The organism is Stenotrophomonas sp. 21LCFQ19 (assembly GCF_056861425.1).
On sequence record NZ_JBSPUF010000022.1, the window covers coordinates 16232 to 38657 of the forward strand.

The window sequence follows — 22426 nt, forward strand, 5'->3', positions numbered from 1 at the left end:
CCGCCGCACGAACGACCAGGCTGACTACAGATGTAGTTACCTTTGACACTGCGACGGCAGCCTGCCCGTTCGTACACTCCGCGAACACGCCCACCGGGCCCTTCGCAGACACACGCAACGTGCGCACCTCACTGAAATGGTCTTCGCTGTTGTTGTCCGTACTACCGCTCCACGCCCTCGCCGCCGACCAATGGATACTGGCCACTGACCTATGGGGTAACAGCGCCAGGCAGACCTTGGACCTGGACGTGCAAGGCACGCGTGTCAGCGGAACCTTGGGGGGCGACCCGATCAGCGGCAGCTTGAACGGCGCGCAGCTGAAGTTCACCGCCACCGGCAGCGACGGCCAGGTCTATCACTACGATGGCCGCATCGATGGCAGCCGCATGCAGGGCCGCAGCGACGAGCCGGACACCAACAACCGCAGCGCGCGTGCAGCACACGATTTCAGCGCGTGGCGGGTGCCAGCGCGGCCGGACAAGGCACCGCATCTGCATGACTTCACCCCAAGCGATTACTCCAACACCTTCAGCGCCGAGCGCGCGCCGGCGTTGGTGATCTGGCCTGGCGATTCGGTGCGGACCAAAACCCTGGATTCCGGTGGCGTCGACCAACACGGCATCACCCGGGCCTTGTTCGGCAACCCGCAGGTCGGGCCGTTCTTCGTCGCCGGCGCCGAGCCCGGCGACACCTTGGCGATCACCATCAGCTCGCTCAAGCTCAACCGCGACTACGCAGACAGCCTCGACGGCATCGTCGGCCGTTTGAAGACGCCACGCATCGCCACCGAGACCGCAACGCTGGGCAAGCCGGTGCGCTGGGAGCTGGACCGCGTACGCGGCATGGCCCGCCCGCAAGGGGCCAGCGGTGCATTGAAGCACTTCGAGATCCCGGTCAAGCCGATGCTCGGCGGTCTCGCGGTGGCACCGGGCTTTGGCTATCCGCCGTTCTCCACCGGCGACACCAGCGACTTCGGCGGCAACATGGATTTCAACGCCGTGGTCGAAGGCAACACGGTTTACCTTGAGGTGCAGCAACCTGGCGCATTGCTGTATGTCGGCGACGGTCATGCCCTGCAGGGCGACGGTGAGACCAGCCAATGGGCGCTGGAGACATCACTGGACGTGGTGCTGAAAGTGGAACTGATCAAGAAGCAGTCCATCGCCACGCCACGCGTGGAATCGCCGACGCAGATCATGACGCTGGGGCAGGCAGGCTCCAGTGACGATGCACTGCGGCTGGCGACGTCGGGGATGCTGCAGTGGCTGCGCCAGTCCCATGGACTCGATATGTCGCAGGCTACCCAGGTACTGGGCGTGGCGGTGCAGTACAGCGTGGTCAATCTTGCTGGCCGCAGTGTCGGAGTGGCGGCGAAGATTGATAAGTCGGTGTTGAAAGGATTGCCGGTTGCTGCGGGGAAAGCGGAGAACTGAGCGCACCAGGCTTTTGGCTTTTTGGCTTTTTGGCTTTTGCTCCACGCCCTTAATGCCGTCATTCCCGCGAAGGCGGGAATCGCTCTTGCTTCTGCTCTTGCTTCTGCTTTGGCTTAGATCAAAAGCCAAAGCAAAGAGCGATCCCCGCCTTCGCGAGGATGACGGCATAAAAGCAATAGCGAAGCGAAGCGAAGCAAAGCAAAGCAAAGCAACAACAGCACAAACAACAACGGCGGGCTTGCGCCCGCCGTTGTCTTGTCCCGCGCTACAACCGATTACTGCTTCGGCGCAGCTTCCGCCTTGGCGATCATCGCTTCCACCGAGGCGGTGGTGATCGGGTGGTAGCCCGGCTTGGCCTTGGCGAACACTTCCTTGGCGAAGGCCAGGCCTTCCGGCGTCTTCAGCAGTTCAGCGTAGATCGGCAGCACCAGCTTGCGACGGCCAACCTTCTGGATGAACTCACCGGCAGCAGCCTGTGCATCGGTGTAGCCGCTGCGGATTGCCAGCGGATACCAACGCATCGCGATTTCGCCGTTCGGGGTACCGGTGAAGTGGTAACCCTTGTCCAGCTGCGCCAGCTTCTCGACCGGCAGCTTCTCGCCCATGCCATCGATGAAGCGCACCCATTCCTGGGTGTTCCACTCGCGGGTTACCTGGTTGTTCGGCAGCGCGTCGCTGCCCAGGAAGGCGATGCGTGCGGTGTCGACCACGGCGAAGTTGCGCGAACGGGCCTTGCTGGCGAACGCCGGGATGCCCGGCTCTTCCAGCCATGCCTTCAGCTCGGCATCGGTGACCGCCGTCGGATTCTTCGGCAGCAGGTTCTTCTTCATGTACTCGACGAACTGGTCGGTGTTGGCGCTCTGGAAGGCATGGTCGTCGAACCAGCCACGCAGGAACGGATCAAACACCGCACGGCCAAAACGCTGCTCCAGGAACTGCAGGAACCATGCGCCCTTGACGTAAGCCACCTGGCTCAGCGCATCGTCCGGGTCACGCTCGTTGAGCGGCGGCAGTGCCAGCGCCTGGTCGGCCGGGCTCATGTCCTTCACTTCATTGAGCAGGTCGGTCTGGTCGATCTCGCGCTCCATCTCGGCCATCTCGGCGCCATACAGCGCTTCGGTGATGCGACCCTGCACGTAGGTGGTGAAACCTTCGTTGAGCCAGATGTCCTTCCAGCTGGCGTTGGTCACCAGGTTGCCGGACCAGCTATGCGCCAGTTCGTGCGCGACCAGCGACACCAGCGACTTGTCGCCAACGATGACGGTCGGGGTAGCGAAGGTCAGGCGCGGGTTTTCCATGCCACCGAACGGGAACGACGGCGGCAGCACCAGCATGTCGTAACGGCCCCAACGGTATTCGCCGTACAGGTTCTCGGCGGCACCGATCATCTTCTCGGTGTCTTCGAACTCCTTGACGGCCTTGTTGACCATGGTCGGCTCGGCCCACACGCCGGAACGCTCGGAGATCGGCTCGAACACCAGGTCACCGGCGGCGATGGCCAGCAGGTAGGACGGGATCGGCTGCGGCATCTTGAAGGCGTAATCGCCATCGCGTGCGGCCTTGGGATCGTTGTCTGCGCTCATCAGCACCATCACGTCCGGGCGGCTGGTGACGTGCGCGCTATAGGTGAAGCGGACGCTCGGGGTGTCCTGCAACGGCACCCAGGAACGGGCGTGGATCGCCTGCGACTGGCTGAACATGAAGGGCAGCTTCTTGCCCTCGGTCATGGACGGCTCCAGCCACTGCAGGCCGGAGGCGGTCGGCGCGGTGTGGTAGGTGATGCGCACCGAGGTCGGCTGGGCCGGGGTTTCGATGCTCAGCTTGCTGCCGAACACCTTGTCGGCCGGCGCCAGCACGAACTGCAGCGGGGTGGCAGCGCCATCGGCGGCGAGGGCCTCGACCTTCTCAACGCTCAGCTCGCGGGTATCGAGCAGCAGCTGCTTGGCAGCCTTGTCCTTCCACTCCAGCGTATAGGTGGCGGTGCCGCCGATCTGCTTGGCGTCGAAATCGACCTTCAGGTCCAGCGCCACGTCCTTGATGACGACCTTCTCGGGTTCAGCGTAGGAGCTTTCATCGTGGCTGCGGCTGACGGTATTCACGGCGGCGGCGGGCTTCTGGGCGACGGGGTCGACGGTGGGGGCTGCGGGTTCTTTGGCACAGCCGGCGACAAGCGCCACGGCCAGGGGCAGCATCAGGAACGAAGAACGCATTGATCTGGAACCGGTTCAGGGGATAACCGTTGATTTTAAACCCGAAAGGCGTTGGTGGATGCGGCAGTGCGGCAACCGACGGTTGCGGCAAGGTCCACGCCAGAAAATGCCTGATCCCGCCATCCCCGCGAAGGCGGCGATCGCTCTTCGCGTTGCGTCATCATCCCGACCAGGAGCAAAGCAAAAAGCACCCCTCCCAACCCTCCCCTTGCCTTCGGCAAAGGGAGGGCTCAGCGAGCGCGCCCCTGTAGTGCCGAGCCACGCTCGGCAGGGGCCTTGCCAGCAAGATCAAAGGCGCCCCTCATCCCAACCCTTCTCCCGCAAGCGGGAGAAGGGCCAACGCAAAAGCTGAAAACCCAACCCCTCCCCAGCCCTCCCCTTGGCCTGCGGCCAAAGGGAGGGGGCAGAGGCGTAGTGCCGAGCCATGCCCGGCAGGGGCTTTACCCGCAAAAGACAAAACCAGCAGCACCGCCCCGCATACGAAAAAGGCGGCCAATGGCCGCCTTTCCTCAATCCACCCAGCAAGCAAGCCTCAAAGCTTGTAACCGGAGTGGATCGACACAATACCCGCACTCAGGTTCTTGTAATGGCAGCGGCCAAAACCCGCCTCGCTCATCATCGCCTTCAGCTCTTCCTGCGGCGGGTGCTTGCGGATGCTCTCGGCCAGGTACTGGTAGCTGTCGGCATCACCGCGCGCAAACAGCTTGCCCAGCTTCGGCAGCACCTTGAACGAATGGAAATCGTAGACAGGCTTGAACCAGTCCACGGTCACTTCCGAGAACTCCAGCACGCGCGCCTGCCCGCCAACCTTCAGCACGCGGTACATCTCGCGCAGCGCGGCTTCCTTGTCGGTCACGTTGCGCAGGCCGAAGGAAATCGTCACCAGGTCGAAGCTCTGGTCCGGGAACGGCAGCGCCTCCGCATTGAGCTGCACCCACTCGAAGCCCGATACCTGGCCGCGGTTGGTCAGGCGATCGCGCCCCACCGACAACATGCCGGCGTTGATGTCGCCCAGCACCACGCTGCCTTCGGCGCCGATGCGCTCTTTCAGCAGTACCGCGATGTCACCGGTACCGCCGGCCAGATCCAGCACGCGGTCGCCCGGCTTCACCTGCGCGGTAGCGACGAAGTAGCGCTTCCACAGCCGATGAATACCCAGGCTCATCAGGTCGTTCATCAGGTCGTAGTTGTCGGCCACGGAAGTGAACACCTGGCCGACAAGCTTCTGCTTGTCCTTGGCCGGTACATCGCGGAAGCCGAAGTGGGTGGTGCCGGTCTTGTAGGGGGATTCGCTCATGGCGCCGATTATCGCACCGACAGCCCGATTGCGCCGCCAGCAGGCTGAATCCGGCCGCTATGATGATCGCCACGGCACCACAAGGACCTTGCATGATCACCACCCCGGACTACCGCGCCCTGCTCGAAACCGCCATCGCCGAAGCCCGCCAGGGCCTGGCCGAAGGCGGCATCCCGATTGGCGCGGCGCTGTACCACAACGATGGCCGCCTGCTCGGCTGCGGCCACAACCGCCGCATCCAGGAAGGCGACCCGTCCATCCATGGCGAAACCGACGCCTTCCGCAAGGCCGGCCGCCAGCGTGGCTATCGCAACACCATCATGGTCACCACCCTGGCCCCGTGCTGGTACTGCAGCGGGCTGGTCCGCCAGTTCAACATCGGCACCGTGGTAGTGGGTGAATCGGTCAGTTTCCCCGGTGGAATCGACTGGTTGCGCGAAAACGGCGTGAACGTCATCGACCTGAATGACGCCAGCTGCATCGAGATGATGGGCCGCTATATCGCCGAGAACCCGGATGTCTGGAATGAAGATATCGGCGAATAATGTGACGTAATCTGAACAAATCCCTATTAATCTCATAGGGAAATTAGACGCTGTAGCCAGATCGTAAGAAAAACAGCGTTATGCTCGGGGTACAGGGGCACTGCCATCGAGGTGAAGCGATGTATACAACGCCCATCCAACACAGCAGTCGCCAATCCCTCCAGCGTGCTGGGGAGCAATTGCGACAGCAGTACGCACGACATCGCTGCTCGGCCCCGTTCTGGGATGCCTACCAACAGGTTCAACGTGAACTGGTAGCGGCATATCCGGAACATCAGGCCGAGCTCTGCAACCGCCTGGCGGTATTTGCCCAACGCTTGGGCGCGGTTGAGAAGGCTCAGTTACTTGAGCTGGCGGTCAACGAAGCATAAAAAAAACCGGGCCTGGCCCGGTTTTTTTTGCCTCGCTTCCGTAGTGCCGAGCCATGCTCGGCAGGGGCTTCACCGGTAGCCCACCAGGTTTGTAGGAGCGGCGTGAGCCGCGAAGCTGGCATCGCTGAAATGACCGGGTTATGGGTCAGCTGATGAATCACCGGCTTTGCAGCTTGTGCTGCCTGTGTCCGCTTGGAAAGCCCCTGCCGAGCATGGCTCGGCACTACCCCCTCGCCCTTTGGCCGAGCGCTTTCTTCCCCTCCCTTTTGCGCAGCAAAGGGGAGGGTTGGGGAGGGGTTGGCTTTTGGGCTTTCCAGGCCCGGAGCTGCCCTCACCCCAACCCCCGCTCCGCGCCGCGGCCCTTGCGCTGGCGCAAGTTCGTTCAACAGGGGCACAAACCGATGGTTTGTAAACGCCCCTCTTTCACCCCGCAGGCGGGAGAGGGGCCAAAAAGGCAAAAGGCGCCTTTCGGCGCCTTTTGCTTGTCTCTACCCTGCCCCGTTACTGCTGCGGCAGGTCGCCGTTCCTGGCCAGCTGCTTGCGGTTGAACAAGCGCTGCACCACCACGAAGAACAGCGGGATGAAGAACAGGCCGAGCAAGGTGCCAACCACCATGCCGCCCAGCACGCCGGTACCGATGGCGCGCTGTGCACCCGAACCCGCACCGGAGGCGATCGCCAGCGGCAACACGCCCAGGCCGAACGCCAGCGAGGTCATGATGATCGGACGCAGACGGTCACGGACCGCGTGCATCGTCGCTTCGATCACACCCGCGCCCTTCTCAAGATGCTCCTTGGCGAACTCGACGATCAGGATCGCGTTCTTCGAGGTCAAACCCACGGTGGTCAACATCGCCACCTGGAAGTACACGTCACGCTCCATGCCGCGCATGGTGTTGGCCAGCACCGCACCGAGAATACCCAGCGGCGCAACCATCAGCACCGCGGTCGGCACGCTCCAGCTTTCATACAGCGCAGCCAGGCACAGGAACACGATCAGCAGCGACAGCGTGTACAGCAGCGGCGTCTGCGAACCGGCCTCGCGTTCCTGGTAGGACACGGCAGTCCATTCGATGCTGAAACCTGCCGGCAACTGCTTGGCCAGCTTTTCCACTTCCAGCATCGCGTCACCCGAGGCCACGCCCGGTGCGGCTTCGCCCTGGATTTCCAGTGCGGAGACGCCGTTGTAACGCTCAAGGCGCGGCGAACCGTAATCCCAGCGCTGGCTGGCGAAGGCCGAGAACGGCACCATCTCGCCGGAGGTGTTCTTCACCGTCCACAGGTTGAAGTCTTCCGGGTTCATGCGGAAGCCGTCATCGGCCTGCACGTAGACGCGCTTGACGCGGCCACGGTCGATGAAGTCATCGACGTAGCTCGAACCCCAGGCGGTGGCCAGCGTGCTGTTGATGGTGTCCAGCGACAGACCGTGCGCACCGGCCTTGGCCACGTCGATGTCCAGACGCAGCTGCGGGGTGTCATCCAGGCCGTTCGGGCGCACGTTGGCCAGCAGCTTGCTTTCACCTGCCATGCCCAGCAACTGGTTGCGTGCATTGACCAGCGCATCATGGCCAGCGCCGCTGTTGTCCTTCAGGAAGAAGGTGTAACCCGAGGCGATACCCAGCTCCGGCATGGCCGGCGGCGGGAAGGCGAAGATGAAGGCGTCCTTGATCTGGCCCAGTGCTGCCATCGCGCGTCCGGTGATCGGCCCAACGCCCTGGTCGGCACTGCGCTCGCTCCAGTCCTTGAGCTTGACGAAGGCCATGCCCGAGTTCTGGCCCATGCCGGAGAAGCTGAAGCCCTGCACCGAGAACACCGATTCAACCGCGTCCTTCTCGTTCTTCAGGAAGTGATCTTCCAGCTTGTAGATCGACTCCAGGGTACGTTCCTGGGTAGCACCGACCGGTGCGTTGACCAGCGCCATCAGGATGCCCTGGTCTTCATTGGGCAGGAACGAGCTGGGCAGGCGCACGAACAGCAGGCCCATCACCACCGCCAATGCCAGGAACACCGCCATGAAACGGCCCGGGCGATTGAGGATGCCGCGCACACCACGCTGGTAAGTACCGCTGGTGCGATCAAAGCCGTTGTTGAACCAGTTGAAGAAGCGGCCCGAGATGCCCTTGTGGGCAACGTGGTGCTCGCCCTTCTTCAGCGGCTTGAGCATGGTGGCGCACAAGGCCGGGGTCAGCACGATGGCGACCAGCACCGACAAGGCCATCGCCGACACGATCGTCGCCGAGAACTGCCGGTAGATGACGCCGGTGGATCCGCTCATGAAGGCCATCGGCACGAACACCGCCGACAGCACCAAGCCGATGCCGACCAGCGCGCCGGTGATCTGGCTCATCGACTTGCGGGTGGCTTCCAGCGGCGACAGTCCTTCCTCGGACATGATGCGCTCGACGTTCTCCACCACCACGATGGCGTCATCGACCAATAGGCCGATCGCCAGCACCATCGCGAACATGGTCAGCATGTTGATGGAGAAACCCAGCACCGCGAGGATGCCGAAGGTACCCAGCAACACCACCGGCACGGCGATGGTCGGGATCAGGGTGGCGCGGAAGTTCTGCAGGAACAGGTACATCACCACGAACACCAGCACGATGGCCTCGAGCAGGGTCTTGACCACGCCCTTGATCGACACGCGCACGAACGGGGTGGTGTCGTACGGAATCACCGCCTTCATGCCGGCCGGGAAGTTGGCCTTCAGCTCGTCCAGGGTCTTGCTGACGCCCTCGGCGGTTTCCAGCGCGTTGGCGCCGGTTGCCAGGGTGATGGCCAGGCCGGAGGCCGGCTTGCCGTTGTAACGGGTAACGAAGTCGTAGGTTTCAGCACCCAGCTCGACGCGGGCAACATCACCCAGCTTCAAGGTGGAGCCGTCGCTTTCGGTACGCACCACGATGTTGCGGAACTGCTCCGGCGTCTGCAGGCGGTCCTGGGCGTTGATGGTGGCGTTGAGCTGCTGGCCCTTGATGGCCGGTGCACCACCCAACTGGCCGACGGCGACCTGCGCGTTCTGCGCCTTGACCGCGGCGGTGACCTCGTCAACCGACACCTTGTAGGTCTGCAGCTTGGTCGGGTCCAGCCAGATGCGCATGGCGTACTTGCCACCGAACACCTGGATCGAGCCCACGCCCGGCACGCGGCTCAGCGGGTCGACGATGTTGGAACCGACGTAGTCGGAGATGTCGTTCTCATCCATGCTGCCGTCTTCGGAAACGAAGCCCAGCACGTTGAGGAAGCCCGAACTGGACTTGGCGACGTTGATGCCCTGGCGCTGCACTTCCTGCGGCAACAGCGGCATCGCCAGCTGCAGCTTGTTCTGCACCTGCACCTGGGCAATGTCGGAGTTGGTGCCACTCTCGAAGGTCAGGGTGATGCTGGCCTGGCCGTTGGAGGAGCTGTTGGAGGAGAAGTACATCAGGCCGTCCAGGCCCTTCATGTTCTGCTCGATGATCTGCGTCACCGAGTCCTCGACCACCTTGGCCGAAGCGCCCGGGTAGCTGGCGGAAATGGACACCGCAGGCGGCGCGACCTCGGGATACATCGAGATCGGCAGCTTGAGCATTGCCAGCGCGCCAGCAAGCATGATGATGATGGCGATGACCCACGCGAAGATGGGCCTGTCGATGAAGAAGCGTGCCATGTAGTTCTCCGCTTACTGCTTTTCAGCCGGCGCCGCGGCAGGCGCGGCGGCTGGCTTGGCGGCTTCGGCACCCTTCTCGGTGGCCTGCACCGGCATCCCCGGGCCAATCTTCTGCAGGCCTTCGACAATGACCTTGTCGCCAGCCTTCAGACCGTCCTCGACCAGCCACTTGTCGCCGATGGTGCGGCTGACCTTGACCGGGCGAACGGCAACCTTGCCCTCGGCATCCACCACCATCGCGGAAGTGTCACCCTTGGGATCGCGTGCAATACCCTGCATCGGCACCAGCAGCGCATTCGGACGCACGCCACTGCCCAGCACCGCACGCACGAACATGCCCGGCATCAGCACCTGATCCGGATTCTCGACGCGTACGCGCATGGCGTAGCTGCCGGTGGCCGGGTCAACGCTGACTTCGGAGAACTCCAGCTTGCCCTTGTGGGCAAAGGTGCTGCCGTCTTCCAGCACGATGTCGACCGGCAGCTCGGAGGCGCCCTCCAGGCGACCGGCGGCCAGTTCACGGCGCAGCTGCAGCAGCTCGGCCGAGGACTGGGTGACGTCGATATAGATCGGATCAAGCTGGTTGATGGTGGCCAGCGGCTCGGCCTGGCCGGCGCTGACCAGCGCGCCCTGGGTAACCGAGGACTTGCCGATCTGGCCGCTGATCGGCGCGGTGATGCGGGCATAGCCCAGCGTCACGTTGGCCGCATCCAGCGATGCGCGGGCGGCCAGCACGTCGGCCTCGGCCTGCTTCCACGCGGCCTGTGCGTTCTCGTCGTCCTGCACGCTGATCACCCGCGACTTGACCAGCTCGCTGCTGCGGCGTGCCGCCAGACGAGCGGCGCTGGCAGTGGCCTCGGCGCGGGCCAGCTGGGCACGGGCGCTGTTGGCCTGGGCGCGGTAGGCGGCGTCGTCCAGCTGGTACAGGGCATCGCCGGCCTTGACCACGCTGCCTTCGGTGAACAGGCGCTTGGCGACGATGCCACTGACCTGCGGGCGCACTTCGGCGACCTGGTAGCCATTTGCACGGCCGGCCAGTTCACGGGTCAAGGTGACCGTTTCCGGCTTCAACGTGACCACGGTGACCTGACCCGGCCCACCCTGCTGCGGCTGCTCCCCGCCGCCCTTGCAGGCAACGAGCGCGACGGATAGTGCGAGGGAAAGCGCGACGAGACGGTAGCGACTGATAGCAGGCATGGGAGAGGAGCTCAATGAGGAAAAGTGGCGCTCGAGGATCGGGCGGAACATGAGGTATGCCGAGGCATATCCTTCCGTACCGCATACGTTACGGGTACATCGGTGGCAACCGCCACCGCCGCACACATCACGGCCATCCTGCAGAGCAACCCGTGGAAATATACATACATACACGCATGTTTGTAAACGCGTACAATTCAGGTCGGTTTCATCCAGCATTTGCACAGAGCAATGGCCAGAAAGACCAAAGAAGAGGCAGCAGCCACCCGCGAAAGCATCCTCGATGCCGCGCTGGCCTGCTTCCATGAACACGGCGTTGCCGGCAGCTCGCTGGCGGCGATCGGCGAGCGCGCGGGCGTCTCCCGCGGCGCGGTGTACTGGCACTTCAAGAACAAGACCGAAGTGCTGGAGGCGATGATCAACCGCGAGCGCGTGCCGTTCATCAAGCGCCTGCAGCAGACCTACTCGCCCCTGCGCAACACGCCGATCCTGGACCTGCGTTCGGCGATGCTGGTGTCCTTGAGCGAACTGGCCAACGATCCACAGCTGCGCGAGATGATGGAGATCATGCTGCGCAACGACCTTTCCGCCGAAAGCCTGGCGATGCAGCAGCTGCAACACGACAGCGTTGAAGAAGAGATGGCGATTTTCCGCCGTGCACTTGAGCGCGCGCGCGACCTGGGCCAGCTGCGCGATGGCGTGAACACCGCAAGCAGCGCGCGCATCCTGCATGCAGGCCTGACCGGCGTGCTGTACAGCGCCATGCTCGAACCCACCCAGTTCGACCTGGAACGTGACAGCCGCGAGATGCTGGACGCGCTGATGGCGCACTACGTGAAGCCAGGTGTATTCGAGCCCGGCTCAGATCCTTCGCCATTGCCACCACCAGACGAAGACTAAGCAAGCCCTGTAGTGCCGAGCCATGCTCGGCAGGGGCATTACTCGCAATGCCAGCAGCTGGAGCTAGATCCAAAGCCAGAGCGATTCCCGCTTGCGCGGGAATGACGGCTTAAAAGCAAAAGAAAAGGCAAAGACAAAGACAAAGGCAACAGCAACAGCAACAGCAACAGCAATGCTCCGGCTTCTGCCTTTTGTGTCGTCATTCCCGCGCAGGCGGGAATCGCTCCGGCCTTGGCTCCTGCTCTGAACTTTTGCAAAAAAAAACGGCGACACCAACGTGCCGCCGCTTCTCACCAACCCAAACCAACCATCACAGAATATAGCGACTCAGGTCCGGGTCCTTCACCAGCTCACCCAGGTGCTTGTCCACATACGCCGGGTCGATCGCAATGCTGTCGCCATCTCGGTCCGGCGCCTCATAGCTCAAGCTATCCAGCAAGCGTTCCAGCACCGTGTGCAGACGACGCGCACCGATATTCTCCTGACGCTCGTTGACCTGGAACGCGATCTCCGCCAGACGATCCACTGCCTCGGCAGTGAAGTTGACCTTGACGCCTTCCGTCGCCAACAGCGCTTCGTACTGCTTGGTCAATGCCGCCTTCGGCTCAGTGAGGATGCGCACGAAATCATTCTTGCTCAGCGCACCCAGCTCCACGCGGATCGGGAAACGACCCTGCAACTCGGGAATCAGATCGCTCGGCTTGGCCAGATGGAACGCACCGGAAGCAATGAACAGGATGTGGTCGGTCTTCACCGTGCCGTACTTGGTCGACACATTGGAACCTTCCACCAGCGGCAACAGATCGCGCTGCACGCCTTCGCGCGAGACATCGCCACCCGACGAACCAGCGTCGCTGCGCTTGGCGACCTTGTCGATCTCGTCGATGAAGACGATGCCATGCTGCTCACAGGCCTCTACCGCAGCAGCGCGGATATCGTCCTCGTTGACCAGCTTGCCGGCTTCTTCTTCGATCAGCAGCGGACGCGCCGCCTTGATGCTCAGCGTGCGCTTGTTCGACTTGGCGGTGCCGAGATTGGCGAACATCGACTTCAGTTGCTGGCCCATTTCCTCCATGCCCGGCGGGGTCATGATGTCCATGCTGACGTTGGCGGCGACATCCAGTTCGATCTCGCGCTCGTCCAGCTCGCCAGCGCGCAGCATGCGGCGGAACTTGATGCGGGTTTCGTTATCGGCAGCCGACGGTTCATTGCGTGCCGCTTCCGGATCAAAGCCAATGCCGACGCTGCGACGCGGCAGCAATGCGTCAAGAATGCGGTCTTCGGCCTTCTCTTCGGCCTGGGTGCGCACGCGCACCTTGGCCTGCTCGCGGTACAGCTTGACGGCGGTATCGGCCAGGTCACGGATGATCTGCTCCACATCCTTGCCGACGTAGCCGACCTCGGTGAACCGCGTAGCTTCGACCTTGACGAACGGCGCATTGGCCAGCGTGGCCAGGCGACGTGCGATTTCGGTCTTGCCGACGCCGGTCGGGCCGATCATCAGGATGTTCTTCGGCATCACTTCGTTGCGCAGCTCGGTGGGCAGCTGCATGCGGCGCCAGCGGTTGCGCAGCGCGATGGCGACCGCGCGCTTGGCGTCGTGCTGGCCGACGATGTGGCGATCCAACTCCTGCACGATTTCGCGCGGGGTCATGGTGGCGGAGGAAACTTCGATCTTGTGGCTCATGGGGTACTCGCGCTTGATGGCCGAAGAGCTCAGAGCTCTTCCACCACGACGTTGGTGTTGGTGTAGATGCAGATGCCGCCGGCGATGTTGATCGCCTCGGTGGCCACGCCACGTGCATCCAGATCGGTGTGCTTGAGCAGCGCCCGTGCCGCACTGAGCGCGTAGGAGCCGCCGGAACCAATGGCGATGATGCCGTCTTCCGGCTCGATCACATCGCCGGTACCGCTGATGATCAGCGAGGTTTCACGGTCAGCCACGGCCAGTAGCGCTTCGAGCTTGCCGTAGCGGCGATCGGTACGCCAATCCTTGGCCAGCTCCACCGCAGCGCGGGTCAGCTGGCCGTGCTTTTCCAGCTTGGCTTCAAACAATTCGAACAAGGTGAAGGCATCAGCGGCCGCACCTGCAAAACCCGCCAGCACCTGGCCATCGCGGCCAAGCCGGCGCACCTTGCGCGCATTGCCCTTCATCACCGTATGGCCCAGGGTGACCTGACCATCGCCAGCAATCGCCACATGTTCGCCGCGGCGCACGCAGCAGATGGTGGTGGCATGAAAAACACTCGGGTTCTGACTGGGGTCCATACGGCCTCCGGAATACTGTTCTCCGGTAATGGGGCCGGCCTGCGCCGCGATCAAGCCTCCCCCCACCAGCGACAGCCACCATTCAGAAAAATCCAACCGGTAGTGCCGAGCCATGCTCGGCAGAGGCCCTACCAGCGATCCCTCCGACCGTCTTGCAGGAGCGGCGTGAGCCGCGAAGCCGCCACCAACGAATTCACAAGCACACCCGCAACCTGATCAACCACCAGCCTCGCGGCTCACGCCGCTCCTACAACTTCTTCTCCAGCGCCGCCCTTCCCGGCCGCCCTGGCTCCGGCTCGATACCCCACGCCAGATACCAATCCTCGCCCTGCAGCTCCGCCGGATGCTGCGTGCGCCCGGAACCATTGCCGCAGGCCAGCGCATCGGTCGCGCAATACTTGTCGCAGCCCCAGCAGATCCGCTCAGGATGTTTTGGATTCAACGGAAATGGCTTTGCCATCGCAAGACTCTCCACTCCAGGAGAGCAACCATGCGCCGCCAAGGCAATGCCCACCTTGATGTAAATCAAGCAAGCCCAAGCGTGGTAGTGCCGAGCCATGCTCGGCAAAGGCCTTCCTCACAAACCCCCACCGACCACCTTGTAGTGCCGCGCCATGCTCGGCAGAGACCTTCCAGGCAATCCAACAGCCCCCCTGTAGGAGCGGCGTAAGCCGCGAAACCACCGCACCTACAGATCGCGCAAACACCCGCAACCTGACGAACCACCTGCTTCGCGCCTCACGCCGCTCCTACAAACAACAGCCGGGGTCACGACACGCGGTCCGCCCTACACGCAAAACAGCCATAACGTGCAAAATGCAGATGCACATAAGCCACAGCAGCATCATCGAACGCGCGTTGCAGCCACTCGCCAACGCCGGCTCCATCGCAGACCTCGGCAAATATGATCCGATCATCCGCACCATAGGCCCGCAACGACATCAACCGACGCCGCACCTGCGACGGCACCTCGTTGACCTGCAGTTCCGCGCGCGCCACACCACGCCGAACAAAGATCGGCCCACTCGCCCGGTACGGCGAATCCGCCGGTTGGTGCTGGAAGGAAAGCAGCAACAGTTCCTCTCCCACCGTCGCATCAGCAAGGCTGACCCGGCAGGGAAATCCTGATGCCTCAGTAGCAGTGACACGAGCGATGCGCCGCGCATCAAGCGCAGCATCATCAAGCTGGAAAAGCTTTGCGAACAGTGCGGGATTCAAGCCACTCAACAGGAAAGACGACATGCTGCATTCCATGGATCCGGGAACCGCAACATCACACTGTCCGCGTGCAGCTGCTCGCCATGATCAGACGCAGCATTCAATCGCCGGCAACAAGAATTCCGTCGTCAATCGCTGCCGTCTGGCCCTTCCCCAAACGGCGCCCGCCGCTCACTCTGCTGCCCGTTGCCCCAGCTCCTGGGCAAGCCCGATCAGGATGCCCTCAACACCACGGATGTAGCACAGCCGATAGGTGTTCTCGTAGTGGACCACCTCATCGACCACCGACGCCCCCAGCTTCTTGAGCCGTTCAAGCGTGTCATCGATGTCCTCCACCGCGAACATGACGCGCAGGTAGCCCAGGGAATTCACCGGCGCCCCACGGTGATCGGAGGCGATCCCCGGCGCATCGAACCTGGAGAGCTCAAGCCTGCTGTGGCCATCGGGCGTGCGCATCATCGCGATCTCGACGCGCTGGTCGCGTAGGCCAGTAACTCGCCCGGCCCACTCACCTTCGATCGGCATGCGCCCCTCAAGCACCAGTCCCAGTTCGAGGAAGAACGCTATGGCGCCATCCAGATCCGCGACCACGATACCCACGTTATCCATGCGCTTGACCGTCATGCGTGCTCCTCGGCTGCAGAAACCAAACGATGCGCAGCACAGAAGCTGCGACCTTGAGCGAGCCTACACCCTGAGCAGTGAAGCCAAGGCACTCCTGCCCACGGCGTCAGTAAAGTGGGAAAGCAGCTTGCCGCCGTGATCAAAGCGCCAGCGGGGCCACGGCCGCTTCCCCGGCGCAGCGGCCACGCAAGCTCATCCGCAACAATGCCGTTCTCCCCCATCCGCACCCACGTCGCATTGCACTTGCCAAGGGCCCTGCCCTCAACTAATCCTCGACACCAGATCCCAACCTCCAACGAGCCACTGACGATGCACCACGCAGCTACTGCCCCAAGCCCGCCGTCTGGCCGCGCCCGCAGCCTCCAGGTCCGCCATGTTGTAGCTGCGCTCACGCTGTTGTTGTTTGCACCCTGCACCCTGGCGCGCGCGCCGGCTGATGCGGCACCGGGGCAGGACAGCGCGCCGGAGGTTCAGGCCCGCATCGCCCGGGTCGAACAAACCCTTCTCACACCCGTCGTCGTCAAAGACGCCCCGATCCAGGCCATGCGCCTGAGCGAGCGCATGGCATTCCACAAGGTTCCCGCGGTCAGCATCGCCGTCATCAACAACGGGCGCGTCGAGTGGGCCCGCGCCTATGGCGAGCTCGATACCGACAAGCACACACCTGCCCAAGCTGGCTCGCTGTTCCAGGCCGGGTCGATCAGCAAGTCGGTCAGCGCCATGGCCGCGCTGCGGCTGGTCGAGCAGGGCAAGCTATCGCTCGACGTCGATGCGAACACGCAGCTCCACGCCTGGCAGGTTCCCGCCAACCAGTTCACCCGGCAAAGCCCCGTCACGCTACGCAGGCTGCTCAACCATAGCGCCGGCATGACCGTGCATGGCTTCTATGGCTACGCGCGGGACAAGCCGGTCCCCTCGCTGCTGCAGGTACTGGAAGGGCAAGCGCCGGCAAATTCGGACCCAGTCAGAGTCGAGTCCACGCCCGGCAGCGCTTGGAAGTATTCCGGTGGCGGCTACAGCGTGGCTCAGCTGATGATGATCGAGGCAGGCAAGCAGCCCTTCCCTGAGCTGCTACAGGCGCTCGTCCTTGATCCGCTGGAAATGCACGACAGTACCTTCGCGCTGACGCTTCCGCCTGCATGGCAAACGCGGGCTGCCACTGCGTATCACAGTGATGGAGCGGCGGTCGTCGGCAACTGGCACTTGTATCCGGAATCGGCCGCCGCCGCGCTATGGACAACGCCTGCCGATCTGGCCAGGTTCGTAATCGATATCCAGCGTGCGCAAAACGGAACGTCTGGCAAGGTACTTTCCAGCGCCATGACCAGCACCATGCTTCGCCCCGAACTGGGCGACTACGGCCTGGGCTTTTTCATCAACAAGGTGGGCGAAGGCATCCGCTTCGGGCACTCCGGTGGCACCGATGGATTCCGCGCACAGTTCTATGGCTACACCCACACCGGGCAAGGTGTAGTGGTGATGACCAACAGCGACAACGGCGGCAGCTTGATTGACGAGATAGTGGCCAGCGTTGCCACTGTATACGGCTGGCCCGACCTCAAGCCCGTCGAGAGGGCCGCCATTGCCGCCGATCCCGCAGCCAATGCCGCCGTCGCCGGCGCCTACCAGTTGCTGGGCACGCCAGCGCATGTCACCGCCGAAGGCGACCGGCTGTACTTCCAGAGCGACCTGTTCGGGGCCGCTCGCATGGAGCTGCTTGCACAATCGAAAAGCCGATTCTTCATGACCGCCAGTGACATGACGGTCGACTTCCAGCTGGGAGCCGACAACAAGGCCGGCGGCTTCTCCTTGCAACGAGGCGGCAGCACCTATGAAGCGACGCGACAGGAGTAGGACTACGCTGGCGGAACGTGGATAGCGAGCACGGCTGCCCGGTCTTATCGGCATCACGCAGGACTGTTGAAAGAAATCCCTGCAGCCTTCAAACCTGACTCTAACCCCGGTTTTCTTTACCCTGTGCGCGTTCTGTCGTGAGGCTTGCCGTGGATTCCTTCAACCTGATGCGTGCCTTCCGGCGGATTGTCGAGCGTGCCAGCCTGGCGCGTGCAGCCGAGGACCTTGGCATGTCGGCGGCGGGCTTGAGCAAGCAGCTGCGTGCGCTGGAAGCGCATCTGGGCGTAGTGTTGCTGCAGCGGACAACCCGCCGCATGAGCCTGACCGATACCGGCCAGGCCTATTACCTGGAGTGCTGCCGCCTGCTTGATGAGCTGGATGCACTCGAACGCGGCATCGCCCAGCAGAGCGGCGAGGTCAGTGGACGGCTGCGGGTCAATGCACCGTTGTCGTTCGCGCTGAGCACGCTGTCGCCACTGCTGCCACGGTTCCTGGCCGAGCATCCGCAGCTGGCATTGGACCTGGTGATGGAAGACCGGGTGGTGGACGCAGTGGGCGAAGGCTTCGATGTCTCGCTGCGGATACGCGCCGAGTTGCACGACTCCAGCCTGGTCGCACGCCGCCTGGCCTCGTTGCAGCAAGTGCTGTGCGCTGCGCCCGCCTATCTTCAACAGCATCCAGCGCCGACCACGGTGGCGCAGCTGGGCGAGCACGCATTGCTGGCCTACAGCCTGTCCGATTCGCCCGGCAGCTGGCCGCTGCACGGCCCCGATGGGCAGGTGACGGTAACCCAGCCGACCCGCGTCAGCGCCAACAACAGCCTGCTGCTGCGCGAGTTGCTGGTGGCCGGCACCGGCATCGGCGCACTGCCTTCCTTCCTGGCCGCGCCCGCCCTGGCCAGCGGCCAGCTGCAGCAGGTGCTGCCGGATCATCACTACCCGCAGCGCATCGTCTACGCGGTCTACCCGACCCAACGCCACCTGCAGCCCAAGGTGCGCGCCCTCATCGACTTCCTGCACGACGCCCTGCCGCGCTGCGCCGGCCTGGATTGCTGACGTCCAGCGAATACTGAGCTGCCCGGCAGCCGCTGTTTCGCGCTGCGGCAGCTACCTAAGCTGCGTTCTCCCGCTGAGCCGGGCCTGATGTCGGCGCGCTGCCCTTACCAGCAACGCGACCGACAGCCGACGCATTGCACGCGGCGGCCCTGCTGCAAAACGGAGACCCGTGCACGCCACCGCGTGCCTGTTGCGACGCCATCGCGTCGTTCCCCGCACAGAGCTTTTCCGATGAACACTCGCTACCTCACCGCTGCACTCGGCCTGCTGCTGGCCGCCACCGCCCTGCCCTCGGCGGCCCACCCGTCGACCACGGCCGTACCACTCCCCTCCGGCCAGCAGGTCGGCGTCAGCCCCTGGGGCCCGAACGACGAGATCGGCCGGCTCAACCTGATCACCGATGCATCACGTGCGGCGATCCTGTCGCGGGTAAGCGGCGGCAAGGTCTACGACCTGGCCACCGATTACTACGTCGGCATCCCAAGCTGGCAGGACGCAGGCGATCCGCATTACCAGTTCTGGATGACCCACACGCCGCAGGGCACGGTGATCGATGACCCGATGGGCGTGGGCGAAACAATGAACAGCACCCGCAGCTACACCGGCACCGCATTCTCGATGTACAGCCACACCGGCACGCATATCGACGCGCTCAATCACTTCGGCATCCACGGCAAGATCTGGAACGGTTTCGAGGCCAGCAAACACCTCGGTGATCGCGGCTGGAAGGTCACCGGCATCGAGAAGTTCCCGCCGCTGGTTGCCCGCGGCATCCTGATCGACGTCGCCGGCGCCAAGGGCGTGGACATGCTGCCAGACAGCTACCGCGTCACCCGCCAGGACCTGCAGGATGCACTGCGCCGGCAGAAGGTCAGCCTGCAGCAAGGCGACATCGTGCTGATCCGCACCGGACGCATGCAGCTGTTCAACCAGCCCAAGGCCTATATGGCCAACCCGCCGGGCATGGGCCTGGATGCCGCACGTTTCCTGGTCGAGGATGGCGGCGCGATGATCGTGGGCGCCGACAACCTCAGCTTCGAGACCTTCCCCTCGGAAGTGGCCGATGACTATGTCCCGCTGCACACCTACCTGCTGGCCCAGCAAGGCGCACCGATCATCGAGCTGATCGCGCTGGACGAACTGGCCCGCGACAAGGTCTACGAGTTCGCCTTCATCGGCGGCCCATTGAAGATCCGCGGCGGTGACGCAGCCCCCCTGCGCCCAATAGCGCTGCCAGTCCGATAACAGTCCCGCCGCATTTGTAGGAGCGGCGTAAGCCGCGAAGCAAGAACACCACTAGCACAACCAGCTGCCAAACACCCAACACAACAAGCTTCGCGCCTTGCACCGCACCTCCCACAATTCCGCCACCTGCTGACAACACCCCACCCACGCGCTAAGTTGCCCTCTGGAACAGGGGGTTCGCATGGGACGCAGAACAAAACAATCTCCTATCGGCGCATTGGCAACCATGCCGTGGCCGATAGGCTTCCTCGCAGGAATCATCGGCTTCATCCTGGTGCGCTACGGCATCCAGTGGTTCCTGTCCCTTCAAGGCGGAATGCTGGCGCAAGCCTTCGCCCAACAACCCAGTCCTGTCTTCGCGCCGCTGGCATGGATGTGGCTCGGCGTCTGCTGGATCGCCGCCCTTGCCTCCTACCTCAATGCCCGCAAGCGCCGCCGCTTCCTGGATACGCGCACAACGCTCGAAAGCCTGGCGGCCGGCGGCTGGCGCCAGTTCGAACAGCTCGTCGGCGAAGCATTCCGCCGCCAGGGCTATGCGGTGGAAGAAACCGGACTGGGCGGTCCCGATGGCGGCATCGACCTCATCCTGCGCAAGGACGGCCGACGCACACTGGTGCAATGCAAACAGTGGAAGCGCCAACAGGTAAGTGTCAGCGTGGTGCGTGAGATGGCGGGACTTCTTGCCCACCATCAGGCGCAGGCCGTCAAGATTGTCTGTATCGGCACGTTCACTCCGGATGCGGAGGCCTTCGCGAGCGAGAAGCCCATCGAACTGATCGGCGGTGAACAACTGCTGGCAATGATCCAGTCGTTGAAGACAGTGGAAGATGCGCCCGTGCCAATCAATCAGCGCACGGAACCAACGCTGGCGACATCGGCGCATCCGGCGCCAGATTCCGCGCCATGCCCTCGTTGCGGAGGCGCATTGGTGCAGCGGGTCAATAGAAGCACGGGGCAACGCTTCCTTGGCTGCAGCAATTTCCCGAAATGCAGGGGCACGGGAACTGCAATCACCTGACCCCACCTCGGAGCACGATTCTCGCTGGTGACGTTGCTTTCAGAGTGGCAGTTCAAACCCGATGGTCATTTGCCACCGGCCTGCTCAGATCGAACTTGAATCGATATCGCCGGTAGCTTCGAAGCTTGCGCTTTCCTCGTTCCAGAGGAAATGCACCTCGAGCCCGAGGTAGTCAAAATCTGTCTGTTGCTGCACGAAGGCGTGTTCAAGGCAGCGCACAAACAGGCTTAGCCGGTGTGCTCCAGCCTCCTGGAAAGAATCAGTCTTCGAAACGTCACAACGCAGCTCGGAAACGTAGTAATCACCGGTCATTCTCCCCTTGTCGGGGAACAGCATGGCGTCCGCCACCTCGTCTACGTAACGCTGGACCAGCTGATGGGCAGCGGCATGGATCTGGGCCATCTGAGACTCGGCGGCCTGATGGAGCCGCGCGCCAAACTCCGCATCGATATCGGTTGCAAACGGACGTGCCCAGCCGGGCACATCGACTCTTGTCATGAGCAGTTTGGTCATGGGGATGCCGAGCGATCAAACGAAGGAAAACCAACTCCTGCATCATACGTCCAACGCCTGCTCCACAAAGGCGGCAGTCGGCCGCAACCGTGTACAGTGACGGGCGTGCCACGGATGCACCATTAAAAAGGATCTCGACATGAAGTCACTCCTTTCACTTCTGCTGCTGGCGTCAGGCGCATTCGCAAATGACGTTGCTTCAGCCAATGAAAACACCAACTGCAGCTGGCCTCTGAACATGCCCGCTGCAAGCCTGCTGCTGGTAGGTGAAGTCCATGGCACCAACGAGGCACCAGCACTGATTGGCGACCTGGCCTGCGCCAGCGCAACGTCAGGAAGTCCAGTGGTAGTCGCGCTGGAGATTCCAATCGAAGAGCAGACAAGCCTGGACAACTTCCTGGCAAGCAAGGGCTCAGGTGCGGACCAGGCGGCACTTCTAGCCAGCCAATTCTGGACACGCCAGCCCCAGGACGGGCGATCCAGCGCAGCCATGCTGAAACTGCTGCATCGTCTGCGAACACTGCGTGCGGAAGGCGCACGAATCAGCGTACTGGCCGTCGACGATGGCAAGCCGGGATCGAGGGACGCCAGCATGGCCACGCGCATCAGGGCAGCACACAACGCCGTGCCCGCAGTGATTGCGCTGCTGGGGAACGTCCATGCCAGCCGCGAGAAAGGCAGACAGTCGGCACCCGACTATGAGCCAGCCGGATACCTGCTGTCAGACCTGAATCCACACAGCCTCTATGTGCGCGGGCCGGCCGGCACCGCCTGGGTCTGCGTGCCCGAGTGCGGTGTCACCTCGATCCCGGACAACCGGCACGTTGGCGACAAGCGGGGTTACCTGCCGGCCATTGGAGTGATACCCGGCTATGACGGCCTCTATGCGCCAGCGAGTAGTACGGCGTCACCTCCAGCAGTCAACTGAAGGCCCAGGGTTTCTGCTTGCTCACCACGTCAGACGGTGACCCTGCGAGTGGAACATCGGAATCCGTCTTCAAACAATTCGACTCTGACCCCGGTTTTGACT

At 63.1% G+C, this 22426-nt stretch carries 19 protein-coding genes; 9 read left to right on the top strand and 10 right to left on the bottom strand.

The features are described 5' to 3' along the window. Window positions 1–119: 119 nt before the first annotated feature. Window positions 120–1433 (top strand): acetamidase/formamidase family protein, encoded by a 1314-nt coding sequence (locus AC13FW_RS18875; RefSeq protein WP_482990086.1) that lies wholly within the window; start codon window positions 120–122, stop codon window positions 1431–1433. A gap of 275 nt (window positions 1434–1708) precedes the next feature. On the opposite strand, the gene AC13FW_RS18880 is transcribed toward AC13FW_RS18875, so the two are convergent. Both AC13FW_RS18880 and ubiE read right to left on the bottom strand, forming a co-directional pair. Beyond that, a complete protein-coding gene (locus tag AC13FW_RS18880) occupies window positions 1709–3643 on the bottom strand; it encodes a M1 family metallopeptidase (RefSeq protein ID WP_482990087.1) in 1935 nt (644 codons plus the stop codon). Window positions 3644–4175: 532 nt separating this feature from the next. Further along, window positions 4176–4940 carry a bifunctional demethylmenaquinone methyltransferase/2-methoxy-6-polyprenyl-1,4-benzoquinol methylase UbiE gene (gene ubiE / locus AC13FW_RS18885; RefSeq protein ID WP_282270503.1) on the bottom strand — a complete coding sequence of 255 codons (765 nt, stop codon included), beginning with the start codon at window positions 4938–4940 and terminating at the stop codon, window positions 4176–4178. Between the two features lie 92 nt (window positions 4941–5032). Here ubiE and AC13FW_RS18890 point away from each other — a divergent pair, with 92 nt between their 5' ends. Both AC13FW_RS18890 and AC13FW_RS18895 read left to right on the top strand, forming a co-directional pair. Then, window positions 5033–5485: a nucleoside deaminase gene (locus AC13FW_RS18890; RefSeq protein WP_303747502.1), complete on the top strand. Its 453-nt coding sequence runs from the start codon at window positions 5033–5035 to the stop codon at window positions 5483–5485. Between the two features lie 119 nt (window positions 5486–5604). Continuing rightward, window positions 5605–5856 carry a hypothetical protein gene (locus AC13FW_RS18895; RefSeq protein WP_296250912.1) on the top strand — a complete coding sequence of 84 codons (252 nt, stop codon included), beginning with the start codon at window positions 5605–5607 and terminating at the stop codon, window positions 5854–5856. Between the two features lie 501 nt (window positions 5857–6357). On the opposite strand, the gene smeE is transcribed toward AC13FW_RS18895, so the two are convergent. Together smeE and AC13FW_RS18905 are read right to left on the bottom strand one after the other, a co-directional pair. Then, window positions 6358–9504, bottom strand: a complete 3147-nt coding sequence (smeE, locus tag AC13FW_RS18900; protein ID WP_481615671.1) for a multidrug efflux RND transporter permease subunit SmeE — start codon at window positions 9502–9504, stop codon at window positions 6358–6360. A gap of 12 nt (window positions 9505–9516) precedes the next feature. Next, complete coding sequence (locus AC13FW_RS18905; protein WP_482990088.1) at window positions 9517–10701, bottom strand: efflux RND transporter periplasmic adaptor subunit; 1185 nt, start codon at window positions 10699–10701, stop codon at window positions 9517–9519. A 231-nt stretch (window positions 10702–10932) separates the two neighbouring features. Between AC13FW_RS18905 and AC13FW_RS18910 the strand changes: the two genes are divergently transcribed. Continuing rightward, complete coding sequence (locus AC13FW_RS18910; protein WP_482986130.1) at window positions 10933–11601, top strand: TetR family transcriptional regulator; 669 nt, start codon at window positions 10933–10935, stop codon at window positions 11599–11601. Between the two features lie 310 nt (window positions 11602–11911). Here the strand turns inward: AC13FW_RS18910 and hslU are convergent, their stop codons facing one another. The 5 genes from hslU to AC13FW_RS18935 all read right to left on the bottom strand — a co-directional run bounded on the left by hslU (window position 11912) and on the right by AC13FW_RS18935 (window position 15711). Beyond that, the gene (gene hslU / locus AC13FW_RS18915; RefSeq protein WP_481615674.1) at window positions 11912–13288 is read right to left on the bottom strand and encodes an ATP-dependent protease ATPase subunit HslU; all 1377 of its coding nucleotides are present in this window, start codon (window positions 13286–13288) and stop codon (window positions 11912–11914) included. A gap of 29 nt (window positions 13289–13317) precedes the next feature. Further along, entirely contained in the window at window positions 13318–13869 is a 552-nt protein-coding gene (hslV, locus tag AC13FW_RS18920) for an ATP-dependent protease subunit HslV (protein ID WP_282270516.1), read from the bottom strand. Between the two features lie 247 nt (window positions 13870–14116). After that, on the bottom strand, window positions 14117–14329 hold the full coding sequence (locus tag AC13FW_RS18925) for a DUF3079 domain-containing protein (RefSeq protein ID WP_481545734.1): 213 nt from the start codon (window positions 14327–14329) through the stop codon (window positions 14117–14119). A 308-nt stretch (window positions 14330–14637) separates the two neighbouring features. Beyond that, the gene (locus AC13FW_RS18930; RefSeq protein WP_482990089.1) at window positions 14638–15111 is read right to left on the bottom strand and encodes a DUF1203 domain-containing protein; all 474 of its coding nucleotides are present in this window, start codon (window positions 15109–15111) and stop codon (window positions 14638–14640) included. A gap of 147 nt (window positions 15112–15258) precedes the next feature. Continuing rightward, complete coding sequence (locus AC13FW_RS18935; protein WP_482990090.1) at window positions 15259–15711, bottom strand: VOC family protein; 453 nt, start codon at window positions 15709–15711, stop codon at window positions 15259–15261. Window positions 15712–16020: 309 nt separating this feature from the next. On the opposite strand from AC13FW_RS18935, the gene AC13FW_RS18940 reads away from it, so the two are divergent. From AC13FW_RS18940 to AC13FW_RS18955, 4 genes are all read left to right on the top strand, one after another. Beyond that, window positions 16021–17565 carry a serine hydrolase domain-containing protein gene (locus AC13FW_RS18940; RefSeq protein ID WP_482990091.1) on the top strand — a complete coding sequence of 515 codons (1545 nt, stop codon included), beginning with the start codon at window positions 16021–16023 and terminating at the stop codon, window positions 17563–17565. Between the two features lie 149 nt (window positions 17566–17714). After that, the gene (locus tag AC13FW_RS18945; RefSeq protein WP_482990092.1) at window positions 17715–18620 is read left to right on the top strand and encodes a LysR family transcriptional regulator; all 906 of its coding nucleotides are present in this window, start codon (window positions 17715–17717) and stop codon (window positions 18618–18620) included. A gap of 231 nt (window positions 18621–18851) precedes the next feature. Then, on the top strand, window positions 18852–19865 hold the full coding sequence (locus AC13FW_RS18950; RefSeq protein WP_482990093.1) for a cyclase family protein: 1014 nt from the start codon (window positions 18852–18854) through the stop codon (window positions 19863–19865). Between the two features lie 181 nt (window positions 19866–20046). Further along, on the top strand, window positions 20047–20883 hold the full coding sequence (locus AC13FW_RS18955) for a restriction endonuclease (protein ID WP_296247714.1): 837 nt from the start codon (window positions 20047–20049) through the stop codon (window positions 20881–20883). 84 nt (window positions 20884–20967) lie between these two features. On the opposite strand, the gene AC13FW_RS18960 is transcribed toward AC13FW_RS18955, so the two are convergent. Next, window positions 20968–21396, bottom strand: a complete 429-nt coding sequence (locus tag AC13FW_RS18960; RefSeq protein WP_482990094.1) for a hypothetical protein — start codon at window positions 21394–21396, stop codon at window positions 20968–20970. Between the two features lie 139 nt (window positions 21397–21535). Here AC13FW_RS18960 and AC13FW_RS18965 point away from each other — a divergent pair, with 139 nt between their 5' ends. After that, a complete protein-coding gene (locus AC13FW_RS18965; protein WP_482990095.1) occupies window positions 21536–22324 on the top strand; it encodes a hypothetical protein in 789 nt (262 codons plus the stop codon). Window positions 22325–22426: the final 102 nt, after the last annotated feature.